10 protein-coding genes are annotated in these 12,325 nt (G+C 55.7%); 4 read left to right on the forward strand and 6 right to left on the reverse strand.

What is annotated here, in order from left to right:
* Positions 1-43: 43 nt before the first annotated feature.
* On the reverse strand, positions 44-1,030 hold the full coding sequence (locus tag ACSC94_RS04325; protein WP_435641826.1) for a divergent polysaccharide deacetylase family protein: 987 nt from the start codon (positions 1,028-1,030) through the stop codon (positions 44-46).
* Positions 1,031-1,292: 262 nt separating this feature from the next.
* Here ACSC94_RS04325 and lexA point away from each other — a divergent pair, with 262 nt between their 5' ends.
* Entirely contained in the window at positions 1,293-1,997 is a 705-nt protein-coding gene (gene lexA / locus ACSC94_RS04330; RefSeq protein ID WP_435641827.1) for a transcriptional repressor LexA, read from the forward strand.
* A gap of 125 nt (positions 1,998-2,122) precedes the next feature.
* Here the strand turns inward: lexA and ACSC94_RS04335 are convergent, their stop codons facing one another.
* The gene (locus ACSC94_RS04335; protein WP_435641828.1) at positions 2,123-4,258 is read right to left on the reverse strand and encodes a ComEC/Rec2 family competence protein; all 2,136 of its coding nucleotides are present in this window, start codon (positions 4,256-4,258) and stop codon (positions 2,123-2,125) included.
* 213 nt (positions 4,259-4,471) lie between these two features.
* On the opposite strand from ACSC94_RS04335, the gene gltX reads away from it, so the two are divergent.
* From gltX to ACSC94_RS04350, 3 genes are all read left to right on the forward strand, one after another.
* Positions 4,472-5,863, forward strand: coding sequence for a glutamate--tRNA ligase (gene gltX, locus ACSC94_RS04340; protein ID WP_435641829.1), 1,392 nt, complete (start codon positions 4,472-4,474; stop codon positions 5,861-5,863).
* Positions 5,864-5,926: 63 nt separating this feature from the next.
* Positions 5,927-7,165 carry a M48 family metallopeptidase gene (locus ACSC94_RS04345; RefSeq protein ID WP_435641830.1) on the forward strand — a complete coding sequence of 413 codons (1,239 nt, stop codon included), beginning with the start codon at positions 5,927-5,929 and terminating at the stop codon, positions 7,163-7,165.
* Between the two features lie 172 nt (positions 7,166-7,337).
* Complete coding sequence (locus tag ACSC94_RS04350) at positions 7,338-8,642, forward strand: citrate synthase (protein ID WP_435641831.1); 1,305 nt, start codon at positions 7,338-7,340, stop codon at positions 8,640-8,642.
* 179 nt (positions 8,643-8,821) lie between these two features.
* Here the strand turns inward: ACSC94_RS04350 and lpxB are convergent, their stop codons facing one another.
* The 4 genes from lpxB to fabZ all read right to left on the reverse strand — a co-directional run bounded on the left by lpxB (position 8,822) and on the right by fabZ (position 12,315).
* Complete coding sequence (lpxB, locus tag ACSC94_RS04355) at positions 8,822-10,078, reverse strand: lipid-A-disaccharide synthase (RefSeq protein ID WP_435641832.1); 1,257 nt, start codon at positions 10,076-10,078, stop codon at positions 8,822-8,824.
* Positions 10,075-10,917, reverse strand: coding sequence for an LpxI family protein (locus tag ACSC94_RS04360; RefSeq protein ID WP_435641833.1), 843 nt, complete (start codon positions 10,915-10,917; stop codon positions 10,075-10,077). The genes lpxB and ACSC94_RS04360 overlap by 4 nt, the downstream gene beginning before the upstream one ends.
* Positions 10,918-10,919: 2 nt before the next feature.
* Positions 10,920-11,723 (reverse strand): acyl-ACP--UDP-N-acetylglucosamine O-acyltransferase, encoded by an 804-nt coding sequence (gene lpxA, locus ACSC94_RS04365; protein WP_435641834.1) that lies wholly within the window; start codon positions 11,721-11,723, stop codon positions 10,920-10,922.
* A 127-nt stretch (positions 11,724-11,850) separates the two neighbouring features.
* On the reverse strand, positions 11,851-12,315 hold the full coding sequence (fabZ, locus tag ACSC94_RS04370; protein ID WP_435641835.1) for a 3-hydroxyacyl-ACP dehydratase FabZ: 465 nt from the start codon (positions 12,313-12,315) through the stop codon (positions 11,851-11,853).
* Positions 12,316-12,325: the final 10 nt, after the last annotated feature.

Genomic DNA, 12,325 nt, shown 5'->3' on the forward strand with positions numbered 1-12,325 from the left:
AACCAAATAAAAACCCCCGGATCGCTCCGGGGTTTTTTATGGACTATCTCACCACCTGTGACGCTGGCACCAGTTCGATGCCTTTGTCCTTGAGCGTCGGCAACCACGCCCGCAGGCCTTCAATCGTCACATCCTTCGGATGACCGATGGCAATGGCCAGACCGTCTTTCAGCGCTTTACGTTCCACCTGTGCCAGAGATTTAGAAACGAAATCCGCCGTGTTTTCGTGATCCAGAAACACGTCGCGGCCCGCGTGCGGCACACCCGCTTCGCGTGCCATATCGCCCGCCACTGAATTTTGAATCGTGCGGCTGTCGATGAAATAAAGATTGCGGGATTTGAGTTCGTTCATCACGCGGGCCATGGCCGCTTTATCCTGCGTCAATTTGCTGCCCATGTGGTTGTTGATGCCGACATAGCCATCGAAAGCACTCAGATCATCCTGCAAAACCTGATCAAAGGCGGCAATATCCTGCCCGACGCGCAAAACCTCCGGGCCCGGATCTTTGGTCTGGCTCATCGGCTCCATCGGCACATGCACCATCAACTCATGTCCGGCGTCCTTCGCTTTGGCCGTTTGCGCCTTGATGTTGCTGGCATACGGCAGATAGGCCAGCGTCAACCCCGCAGGCAGATCGACAACGGCGGCGGATCGTTTTACGTCCACGCCCATATCATCAATGATGATCACGACGCGCGGGTTGGTGGCGGCTTTGTGTACAGGGGCGGCCAGTAATTCATCCACCACATCATCAACCGTTTCGGGTTCTTCAGGCAGGATAATCTCTTCATCGACAACTGTCGGATCAACCGTCTGCAACGGCTCGGTTGACAGCGGCAATGACGGCGCAAAATCTGGCGCTGGCGGCAGATCGTTTTCAACCGCAACAATCGCCTCGGTCACATCGTGCGATGGAACGGGTGCATAATCGCGTTTGACCACCAGTTGATCCAGCACGATCACCAGGGCAACGACAGCAAGAATAATGGAAGCCGCGCGCAGCGGCGTCAGGACTTTGAAGATTTTCATGGCGCGCACCATACCGCATTCGCCCCCTGTGGAAAAGTCACTGGACGAAACGGGAAAAAAACGGCAATATCCGCCGCCTCACCCCGGGGAAATCCCACCAAATCAGAACATTCGCAGTCATTCCTTGACACAAACCATGAACTAAACTAGAACAAAAAGGGTATGCAGAATCACAATTCCGCATGCCAAACCCGGCAAAAATGACGGGTTTGCATCAAAAAAGCCCCAAAACGCGGGCAAAACAAAGGGAATACAACGCCAAATGCTGACCAGAAAACAACGTGACCTTCTTGTTCTCATTCACGAACGGATGCAGACGGGCGAAGTGGCCCCCTCGTTTGATGAGATGAAGGATGCGCTGGGCCTGAAATCCAAATCGGGCGTCCACCGTTTGATCAGCGCGCTGGTTGAGCGCGGCTATCTGGAACGCCTGCCCCACCGCGCCCGCGCGTTGGAAGTGAAAAAATTACCGGAAGGGTACAAACCCGATGGCGCGGATTCATCCGCCGCCGCGGCCCAGACCCGCGCCATTGCCAGCGTGTACGAAGATGCCCGCATGGCGGCCCCGGCCCCCGCGAACAATTTCGCACAAATTCCTCTGCACGGTAAAATCGCCGCGGGTACACCGATTGAGGCCATTCGTGACGAAGAAACATTGATCGACGTACCACCGCAAATGCTGGGGTCCGGCGAACATTACGCCCTGCGCGTTGATGGGGATTCCATGATCAAGGCGGGGATCAACGACCACGACATCGTGATCATCCGCAACACCACCATCGCCGAAAACGGCACGATTGTTGTTGCGTTGATCGATGACAGCGAAGTGACCCTGAAACGCTTCCGCAAGTCCGGGAACAAGATCATTCTGGAACCGGAAAACGACGATTACGAACCCCGTGTTCTGGAGCCGGAGCGCGTGAAGATTCAGGGGCGGTTGGTTAGTTTGTACCGCACGTACCACTAAAAAATTCCAGTTTTTCACCAATAAGCACGTCACCCCGGCGAAAGCCGGGGTCTTCGTCCATTATGGCTGGAAGATCCCGGCCTGCGCCGGGATGACGGCCTTGGGGTTTTTACGAATTGAGGCTTTTACCGCCCGTTATTCATCGCCCATGGGCGATCACCGCGCAAATCGCGCACACTGCGGATAACGGGTTCTTCCCCATCCCGCACCCAGATCGCCACCGACCCGTTGCGCCAGACATCGAAACGATCAATCACGGCGGCCGCCGCACACTTTTTCTCCACCGGCATGCGGGCGACAACAACATCCGCCCATGCACAATCGGCGGCGAGTGCGACAGGCTGGTTAACGAAGGCGACTTTCGCCCCGTCCATCTCCATCCGGCAGGCATCGGCGTCACACGACACCATGCCATTTTCACCCTGATATAATCCTTCATTCGGGATTTTTTCGGTTGACCCTTCCGGCAATCCGGATTCCTGGGTCCAGACCTCGGCGGTGAATTTATCGGCCACGCGCGATGAAATCATCATGCGGTCGGAATCCATCCGCGCCGCCCACAATTTCCCGGTGGATGAGATCAATATATCCGGCGGCGTGGTGAAAACCACCATCACCATACCCACCACCAAAGGCAATAAACCCAACCAGCGCGACCGCCCGGCCCAGAGCAGCATAAACAACATTCCAAACGTCATGACACCAAGCGCCGTGCCCGACCATACCGGCCAATGCACAACGGCATGCGGCCACCCCGCCACGATGCGGGCAATATCCAGCATGACATCCACGCCCCACGCCATGCCCGCCAGCGGCCAATCCGCCAACCCCAAGGGCGCAAGGAAATAAACCAGAATGGCCAATGGCATGATGATAAAGCTGGCCAACGGCACCACAATAAAGTTGGCCGCAACGCCATAGGTCGCCACTTGTTGGAAATGATAAAGCGAGAACGGGGCCGTGACGATGGTGGCCAGAATGGTGGTCAAACACACACCCGCCAGATAAATCATGGCCCGCTGCAACCACCCGGCTTTGGTATACGCCTCCACCCACCAATCGCGCGTAACATCGTAAAACCAGATCAACCCGATCACAGCGGCAAACGACATCTGAAAACTCGCACCCAGCAAGATGTCCGGGTAAAACAGCAACAATCCCCCCGCACTGACCGCCGCCAGTCGCATGGAAAACGGGCTGCGGTTCAGGCCAATGGCCATCAGGAACAAGCCCGTCATAATCAAGGCGCGGAATGTCGGCACGCTCATCCCTACGATCAACGCATAGGCAAAGGCCGCAATAAACGCAATCACGGCGGCGTAGGATTTAATCGGGTGATACAGTGCAAAACGTGGGAACAGGGCCATCAGCAAGCGGCTGAGAAAAAACGCAGCCCCCGCCGCCATGCCGATATTCATGCCGGAAATGGCAATGATGTGGGCCAGCCCGGCGATGCGGACATCGTCCCATAAATCCTCGCTCATCGCCGCGCGCTCACCGGTCAGCAGGGCGATAACAACGCCGGTTTCGCGTTCGCCCACGTGTTCTTTCGCGGCCTGCGCCAGCATCAGGCGGTAATTTTCCAACCCCTGATAAAACCCACCTTTTTCTTCCGATAAAATCTCCGGCGCTTTATACGCAAACCCCATCGCGCCCAATTCGCGGAAATAGGCATAGCGCTGAAAATCAAAACTGCCCGGTGCCACGGGGGCCGATGGCGGGTTTAATCCGCCCAGAACGCGAATGCGCTGACCGGGGCGCAGGCCTTCGTCTTTGCTGATCGTCATGCGGATGCGGCGCGGGGTTTTCTCCGGCGCAATCTCTTCGATCGACAGATCATCCAGAACCGCGCGGCTGCCCCGCCCGCTTTCCAGCAATTCCAGCGACCGGATCGTGCCCGTCACATTGGCAAAGCGCATTTGTTTTTCCAACACGGGCCCGCGCACCATTTCCGTGCGCACCTTGCCCGCCGCAAATCCCGCCCCGAACGCCATGGCAAGACCGAACAGCAACAACAAAGCCACCGACCCGCCCGCCCGCGCCCGCCGCCATTGCCACAATACAGCCAGCGCCGGAACCAGAAAGACAGCCAGCGCCCCCGCCCATGACGGTTCAAATTTCAGCGAGAAATAGGCGCAAATCCCCGCCCCCAGAAGAACGGGCAGCCATAAAACGTAGTGCGGGCGCTGCGCGGCGATCACCGCCGTCACGCCCCGCCACGTTGCCGTGCTAATCCCTTGCTCCGAAACGCTGAAATCCACCTGCGAAACCTGTTTTCTGGCCTGTTTTCTTATGCTACCACTGTCCCCATCCCGTCATCCCCGCCCCCGTGCGGGGATCCGGAAAGATTATGAGCGATGCACAGCATCGCGCTTTTTACGCCAGATCCCCGCCTGCGCTCCGCCGCTTCGCGGCTCCACTTGCGGGGATGACATGCGCGGACAGGCTTGCAGAATTTAAAGGATAATACAACCATGACCATCGTTACCCGTATCCCCCCGTCCCCCACCGGCCTGATGCATATCGGCACGGCCCGCACGGCTTTGTATAACTGGCTGTTCGCGCGCCGCCATAACGGCAAAATGCTGTTCCGGATCGAGGATACGGACCGCGAACGCTACGCGCCCGAATATGTGGATTCCATCAAGGACGGCCTGAGCTGGCTGGGGCTGGATTGGGACGGCGATGTTATCTCCCAATTCGAACGCCGCGACCGTCATGCCGAAGTGGCTCTTGAAATGGTCAAGGCGGGCAAAGCCTATTACTGCTATTGCACGCCGGAAGAATTGGAAACCATGCGGGAAACCGCCAAGGCAGAGGGCCGCGTAACATTCTATGACCGCCGCTGGCGCGATGCCGACCCGGCCACCGCCCCGAAAGACATCAAACCCGTCGTCCGCATCAAGGCCCCGCTGGATGGCAACAGCGTCGTGCATGACAAGGTGCAGGGCGATGTGACGGTTGCGAATGAACAGCTCGATGATTTCATCATCCTGCGCAGCGACGGCACGCCGACCTATATGCTGGCCGTTGTGGTTGATGACCATGACATGGGCGTGACCCACGTCATTCGCGGCGACGACCATTTGAACAACACGTTCCGCCAGAACATTATCTACACCGCCATGGGCTGGGACGTTCCGGTTTACGCGCATTTACCGCTGATTTTGGGGCCGGATGGCGCGAAACTGTCCAAACGCCACGGCGCGACGGGCGTGAAGGAATACGAGAAAATGGGCTATCTGCCCGAAGCCATGCGCAACTACCTCCTCCGCCTCGGTTGGAGCCACGGCGATGATGAAATCATTTCCACGGAACAAGCGATCGAATGGTTCGATCTGGACCATATCGGCCAATCCGCCGCGCGGTTTGATTTTGCCAAGCTGGAGAACGTGAACGCCCATTACATCAAACTGGCCGACAATGCGCGTCTGGTTGATCTGGTCACGCCGTTCCTGATCGAACGTGACTACAGTGTGGATGACACGGGCCGCGCCCGCCTGCTGGCCGGCATGGACGAACTGAAAAACCGCGCCAAGACGATTGTACAGATCGCCGACGAAGGCGCGTTCTACGTCAAAACAGTGCCGTTTGATTTTGATGAGAAGGCCAAGGCCAATCTGGACAAAGCCATCCTGCAAACATTGAAGGATACGCTGTCCGGCATCACCGAATTCAACGCGACGAATATCGAAGACGCCTGCAAAACCGTGGCCAATGATTTGCGGGACGGAAAACTGGGCAAGGTTGCCATGCCACTGCGCGCCGCCCTGACCGGGACAACAATATCCCCGTCGGTCTTCCATGCCGCTGAACTCCTTGGAAAATCAGAGGTTTTACAGCGCCTTGATCATTCTTTGACATAACAATTGATCTATGCAAAAGTCCGCCATTCACATGAAAAAACAGGGAATGGCGGACTTTTATTTATGGCCCAGAATTTTTACCAATTACGCAATTACGGCGCTCTCGCATTTTCCTACGCCATGACGGCAACCATTGCCGCCGCGACCTATACGATCGGCATGCCAGCCATTCTCGGCTTCGCCGCGGCCTATACGACATTGGCAACAATCAAGGATCTGCGCGCCAACAAACACGTTTTTGAAAACAATCTGAAACAGCACGAAGACAATTATTCATACTCACCAAAGCTGAAACAGATTGTGCAAGAGCTTTACACAAAATCCGGGCTCAGCGCCGATAAATACCCGATCCACGATTTTGACATCGACGATGCAAAACCGCAGAAACGGGGAATCAAATACGAAGCCATCCGCCAACGCCTCCGCAGCGCATACACCGCCATGCCGAATGCGGCCGCGATTGATCTGGGCAAACCGGTGATTATGATTTCAAAATCATTGCTGGAAATTCTGAACGACCACGAAGAAAAAGCAGTTCTGGCCCACGAATTTTCCCACATCGTCGCAAAGCATTCAACCATCGACCTGCCTCAACAATTGATCCATCGCGCAGCACGCAGCGCAAACGGAATCCTGTATATTTTCAGCACGGCAGCCACGGGGGTCGTAAACTTTACCGTTGGATTATTGGCAACAATCGTCGTGCCAACCATCGCTGCAAAATTGTCTGGCTTTGGCGCCCTCGTTAAGAAAATGAATCCCGAAAATAAGGGCGAAAATGATCGCATGACCGATGCCGATAGAAAACGCCTGTCCAGAATTGCTATCGGATGTTTTGGCCTTGGCATTGTGACCAATGTTGCGTTCTTCAGCGCGATCAATCCGATGATTGCCGGGATATTTCTGGCCACATGGGGCCTAGGAAGAACGGCAAGGATCACCAGTGCCACATTATCACGCAGTCAGGAATATCAGGCCGATCGCGGCGCCGTTTTGCTGGGCGCTGACCCGCTGGCGCTGGTCACGGCCTTGCGCAAGATCAACGAAATCAAAACCATTAAAATGGCGGAAGCGGGCCACGACAGCACCAAGCAACCCAGCAAACTGTCCCGTGCATGGGCAAACCTGCACGCCAGCCACCCAACAGTTGAACGCCGCATTGGCCGCCTGAGTGCGATTGCGCGTCAGTCCGGTTACGGTGAAGACCACATCACCTTTGCCCGCACATGCACATTGGATCTGAGCGGCCTGAATCAGGTCCCACACCGCGCGGCGCAGGCTTATACAAACCATATGACCTAAAACCATAATAATTTTCATAAAACAGGCGCTTCTCATTTTGCCGCAGTAACGATTTTTAAACGCGCTGCCTTTATCTTTGTGCAGCGCAGGCCTATGATTGCGCAATCGATTTGGCGTCCGCCGAATCTTTCACACGTACACATTTCGCTTTTCCATTCCGTGGGGTAACACCATGTCCGCAGACACAGCACAAAAAACCTTCACCCTGACCAATGACCAGACTGGCAAATCGGCAAAATTGCCCGTGCTGGATGGCGTTTTGGGTACACCGGTGATCGACATTCGCAAGCTGCACGAAGAAACCGGACATTTCACATTCGACCCCAGCTTTATGGCGACGGGCAGCTGTAAATCCCGCATCACCTTTATCGATGGTGACAAGGGCGTTCTGCTCCACCGCGGTTACACCATTCAAGATCTGGCGGAAAAAAGCACCTTTATGGAAGTGTGCTACGCCCTGCTCTACGGCGATCTGCCGAACGCCAAGGAACTGAAGGAATTTGAACACAACATCACGTACCACACGATGGTGCATGAACAACTGCACTTCTTCTTCCGCGGTTTCCGCCGTGATGCGCACCCGATGGCGATTATGTGCGGCGTGGTTGGCGCATTGTCTGCGTTCTATCATGACTCGCTGGACATTCACGATCCGCAACAACGCGAAATTTCCGCGCATCGCTTGATTGCGAAACTGCCGACACTGGCCGCCATGTCGTACAAATATTCGATCGGCCAGCCGTTCATGTATCCGCGCAACGATTTGTCGTTCGCTGAAAACTTCCTGTATATGTGCTTCGCCGTTCCGGCGGAACCGTACACGGTCAACCCGGTTCTGGCCCGCGCCATGGACCGCATTTTCACCCTGCACGCCGACCACGAACAAAACGCATCGACATCGACCGTGCGTCTGGCCGGTTCATCACAAGCCAACCCGTTCGCCTGTATCGCCGCTGGCATTGCCTGCCTGTGGGGTCCGGCGCATGGCGGTGCGAACCAGGCCGTGCTGGAAATGCTGGAAGAAATCGGGCACAAGGACAACATCCCTGAATTTTTGGCCAAGGTCAAAGACAAGGGCGACAACACCCGCCTGATGGGCTTTGGTCACCGCGTTTATAAAAACTATGACCCGCGCGCCGAAGTGCTGAAAAAATCCTGTGACGAGGTTCTGGCCGAACTGGGCATCAATGACCCGTTGCTGGAACTGGCGCAGGAATTGGAACGCATCGCGTTGTCCGATCCGTATTTCGTGGAACGCAAACTGTTCCCGAACGTCGATTTTTATTCCGGCATTATCCTGAAAGCCATGGGCTTCCCGACATCCATGTTCACGGTGTTGTTCGCCGTGGCCCGGACCGTGGGTTGGATTTCCCAATGGAAAGAAATGATGGAAGAACCAGCCTTGAAAATCGGCCGCCCGCGTCAGCTTTACACCGGTCCGGCGCAACGCGATTATGTCCCGGTGGACAAGCGATAGAAATAAAAAAAGGGCGGTTTCAAACCGCCCTTTTCTTTTACTGACCACCCGTCCCGCACCGTGGCATTGAACGAGTCGCCCCATCTATCATCTTGTCATTCCCGTGAAAACGGGAATCCATTGTGACGATCCATTCATTGTATGGATCCCCGTTTTCACGGGGATGACAGTGAAAGAGATTACGCCCCCGAGGCCGCCATGCGCGCCGTGACACCCGCCGGGCGACTGAGCGTTTCAACGCGGGTTTGGGCCATGTTCAACACAAACTGGGCCGCTTCAACCGATGGTGTTTCATCACCGCGACCGCGCAACAATTTCCGCATGGTGGCGAACGACGCGCGTTGTTCTTCGCTCTCAAACCCTTCGTCCAGAATACCGTTTACGGCCTTGGCGATGATGTCGGGTTTGGCCGCGTCCTGAATGAATTCAGGAACACAGCGTTTGTTCAGCAGAATGTTGGCCAGATGCGCAAAGCGCACGCGGATCAACATTTTCACCAACACCCACGTAAACGGGTTCATGGTGTAGGTAATAACATGCGGAATGCTTGCCACACCCAGCTCCAGCCCCACCGTGCCAGATACGGCCACAGCAGCATCGAGTGCTTTCAAACTGTCGCTTTTCGTGTTGATGCCGTCGGTGAAGTAAACATTATCGACATCTTTCAGCAACGCCCGCAATTCGGGTTCCAGATGCGGCAAGGTCGGCACCATAAACGACAAATCGCGGCGGTTCTTGCGCAAGGCCAGCGCCACATCATGGATCAATCCACCCATGCGTTTCACTTCACCCATACGGCTGCCGAAGAAGAGGCCCAAAACCTTACCATCTTCCGGCACACCCAACGCCGCGCGGGCTTTGGCGCGATCACCAGACGTGGTCAGTGCCAACTTCGTTTCCATCACCGGATGACCGACGAATGCGGCATTCAACCCGTGGCGTGTGAAATAATTGGGTTCAAACGGGAAGAGGCACATCAGCCCATCATACAGGGCCGCAACCTTCTTCGCCCGGCCCGGTCGCCACGCCCACACGGTCGGCGCGACATAGTGAATGAAAACCGGCTTTTTCACGCCGCGTTCACGCAGTTTTTTTACGACGCGGAAACAAAAATCCGGCGCATCGATCGTGACCACCACATCCGGTTCACGCTTGGCAATATCATCGACCGTTTCGTTGATGCGGCGGATCAAATCCCGCAAACGTGGCAGAATTTCCGCCACACCCATCAGGGACAAATCAGACATTGGGAACAAAGATTTCAGCCCCTCGCCCTCCATCTGCGTTCCGCCGATGCCGTGGAAATGCAAATGCGGGGCATCGTCGTCCGCCGCGCAAATTTCGCGCATCGTGTGCATCATCCGCGCGCCCAGCGTATCGCCCGATGTTTCACCGGCGATCAGATAGATCGAAAGATCTTTATTGCCTGTTGTCATAGAATATCGGGATCCACCCCAATCACGAACATTTTATACTGATCCGCCAGATCCGCGACCTTCTGCGGATCGAGGAGCAGGCTGCGGTTGGCTTCAATCGCAATGCCCGCATACCCGGCCAGCGCCGCATGGTGAATTGTATCCGGGCCAATGGTCGGCAGATCGAGCGATTCATCTTGTTGCGGCTTGGACATTTTCACCAAAATTGGCCCACGTCCTTCGCGTTTCAGCAAGCCGCAACGGCGGATCAATTCATCCGTGCCTTCGATCCCCTCAACGCCCAGAACCAGATCCTGTTGCATCACCACGCTCTGGCCAATATCCAGACGGCCCAGCGTGTGTGCAACCTTGATCCCGTGGCGGATGGCGTTCATATCCTCCGGCGTTGGTTCGCGTGAACCAATCCGGCCCGCCTTGGGCATGATGTCTTCGATAAAATGCTGGACGGCATGAATCTTAAACCCGTCGCGCTCCAATTCACGGCGCAGGGCCTTCAGCAGCCCATCATCACCAATCGCGCGCAGACCGAGGCGCAGGAAGAATTTCAGCGTGCGGAAATCCGGGCGCAGTTCTTTCAACGACGGGCGACGAATGGAACCAATCAGAACCAGATCGCGGACCTTATGCGCCTTCAGCGTGTTGATGATCTGCCCGGCCGCACCCAGACGGGTTAGCATGTAACGGCGATCTTTCAGAATGGCCAGATCGGTTTGACGTTCAAAGCCAACAACAAAGGTATCAATGCCCTTGGTATCGCATACGCCCAGCAACCGTTCCGGCAGCAATCCGCCACCGGCAATAATGCCCAGTAGTTTTACGTCTTCGGTTTTATCGGTCATCGTTACGCGCTCCGTTTTGCGGGCTGGCACAGCGGGAAGCGTGTTTTGGCCCGCGCAAATTCAACCATTTCCATGACCAGATTGTCGCTGGAATAATCGCTGGCCACCATTTCGATCCGCTGGTCCATCGTGCCTTCTTCGCCGAACATCTGGTTAAAGGCACGTTGCATGGCTTTCACCTGATCCTTGGTGAATCCACGACGTTCCAGACCAATCAGGTTCAGGCCCGCCAGCGATGCGCGTTCGCCCTTCACCCGACCAAACGGGATCACATCATTTTCAACACCGGACATGCCGCCAATCACCGCATGCGCGCCAATGCGCACAAATTGGTGCACGGCGGACAGGCCACCCACCAAAGCAAAATCACCCACAACCACATGACCCGCCAGCGTTGCGTTATTCGCCATGATCACGTTGTTACCAACGATGCAATCATGCGCAACGTGGGACGCCATCATGAACAGGCCGTTATCACCCACGCGCGTTTCCATGCCGCCACCTTCGGTGCCCGGGTTCATCGTTACGTGTTCGCGGATCTTGTTATTCTTACCGATAATCAGGCGGGATTTTTCACCACCGAATTTCAAATCCTGCGGCGCGGAACCGATGGAGGCGAACGGGAAAATTTCCGTGCCATCGCCAATGGTTGTGTATCCATCAACCACGACATGCGAATGCACAACGACATTGTCACCCAGCGTGACATTCTCACCCACAATGGAATACGGACCAATTTTTACGCCCTGCCCTAACGTGGCACCGGTGGCAACAATAGCGGTCGGATGGATGGATACAGAGGACATGACAGATGACACTTTCGACAATAAGGGGATACAGGTGCAAGCGCACCCATAGAGTATAGAAAAATGGCGGAATTCCGCCAAATCACGCTTTGTTGCGGGGTGTTACAGAAGAACGGTTCAGCGGGCCTTAATTGTCCATGATCATGGCGCTGAATTCGGCCTCGGCGCACAACGTGTCGCCGACCATGGCTTCGCCCTTGAATTTCCAGACGGGGCCGCGCTGCTTCGTTTTTTGCACATGGATGTGCAGGGAATCCCCCGGCACGACCGGCTTGCGGAAACGTGCCTGATCAATGGTCATGAAATAGACCAGCTTGCCCTCGGCCTCTTTCCCCAGCGTTTGTACGACCATGATGGCCGCCGTCTGGGCCATGGCCTCAACAATCAAAACACCCGGCATCACCGGAAAACGGGGGAAGTGCCCTTGGAAATGCGGTTCGTTGAATGTCACGTTTTTCAGACCAACGGCGCGTTCATTCGGCACGAATTCCAAAATCCGATCCACCAAAAGGATAGGATAGCGATGCGGGATCATTTCCATGATCCGTGTGATGTCGATGTTCACTGCCGCAGAGGCGTTTTGTTCGCTCATGGTCATCTCT

The sequence above is a fragment of the Micavibrio aeruginosavorus genome (assembly GCF_051245535.1).
Taxonomy (GTDB): Bacteria; Pseudomonadota; Alphaproteobacteria; order Micavibrionales; family Micavibrionaceae; genus Micavibrio; species Micavibrio aeruginosavorus_D.

Excerpts from the sequence above, each read along its gene's own strand:
- ACSC94_RS04325 (WP_435641826.1), bottom strand. The coding sequence starts at position 1,030 with ATGAAAATCTTCAAAGTCCTGACGCCGCTGCGCGCGGCTTCCATTATT.
- lexA (WP_435641827.1), top strand. The coding sequence starts at position 1,293 with ATGCTGACCAGAAAACAACGTGACCTTCTTGTTCTCATTCACGAACGG.
- gltX (WP_435641829.1), top strand. The coding sequence starts at position 4,472 with ATGACCATCGTTACCCGTATCCCCCCGTCCCCCACCGGCCTGATGCAT.
- ACSC94_RS04345 (WP_435641830.1), top strand. The coding sequence starts at position 5,927 with ATGGCCCAGAATTTTTACCAATTACGCAATTACGGCGCTCTCGCATTT.
- ACSC94_RS04350 (WP_435641831.1), top strand. The coding sequence starts at position 7,338 with ATGTCCGCAGACACAGCACAAAAAACCTTCACCCTGACCAATGACCAG.
- lpxB (WP_435641832.1), bottom strand. The coding sequence starts at position 10,078 with ATGACAACAGGCAATAAAGATCTTTCGATCTATCTGATCGCCGGTGAA.
- ACSC94_RS04360 (WP_435641833.1), bottom strand. The coding sequence starts at position 10,917 with ATGACCGATAAAACCGAAGACGTAAAACTACTGGGCATTATTGCCGGT.
- lpxA (WP_435641834.1), bottom strand. The coding sequence starts at position 11,723 with ATGTCCTCTGTATCCATCCATCCGACCGCTATTGTTGCCACCGGTGCC.
- fabZ (WP_435641835.1), bottom strand. The coding sequence starts at position 12,315 with ATGAGCGAACAAAACGCCTCTGCGGCAGTGAACATCGACATCACACGG.